The sequence below is a fragment of the Streptomyces millisiae genome (assembly GCF_031845425.1).
Taxonomy (GTDB): domain Bacteria; phylum Actinomycetota; class Actinomycetes; order Streptomycetales; family Streptomycetaceae; genus Streptomyces; species Streptomyces millisiae.
The window spans coordinates 1-461 of the sequence record NZ_JAVREM010000280.1 but is presented as its reverse complement, the minus strand read 5'-3'; the positions used below and the strand labels follow the sequence as shown (position 1 = coordinate 461).

At 67.5% G+C, this 461-nt stretch carries 1 protein-coding gene; it reads left to right on the top strand.

The window, feature by feature from the left end; genetic code table 11:
- On the top strand, window positions 1-371 hold a 371-nt coding region (locus tag RNC47_RS36670; protein ID WP_311605197.1), incomplete at its 5' end, for a zinc-binding dehydrogenase.
- Window positions 372-461: the final 90 nt, after the last annotated feature.

Genomic DNA, 461 nt, shown 5'->3' with positions numbered 1-461 from the left:
ACGTTGGCCGCGGCGCCGACATCGTCATCACCGCCACCGCGGCCAACGTCACCCAGGAGCAGGCCATCGCCATGGCGGCCCGAAACGGGCGCATCTCGTTCTTCGGTGGACTGCCCAACACCAACCCGACCATCACCTGCGATTCGAATGTGGTCCACTACCGGCAGTTGCACATCCACGGTGCCAACGGCTCCGCGCCGGAGCACAACAAGCGTGCGCTCCAGTACATCTCGACCGGTCAGGTGCCCGTGAAGGACCTCATCACGCGCCATATCCCGCTCGACGATGTGCTCGACGCCTTCTCGATCGTGCAGAACGGTGAGGCCATCAAGGTGACGGTCGAGCCTGCCGCTGCCACAGCGTCGGTCTGACGGCGCGGTCCGTCGCCCAGGCCCGATGCGAGCCCTGCGGCGATCAAGCCGATGCCCGCCCACACCGGTCCCGCGGGCAGGGTGCCGGTG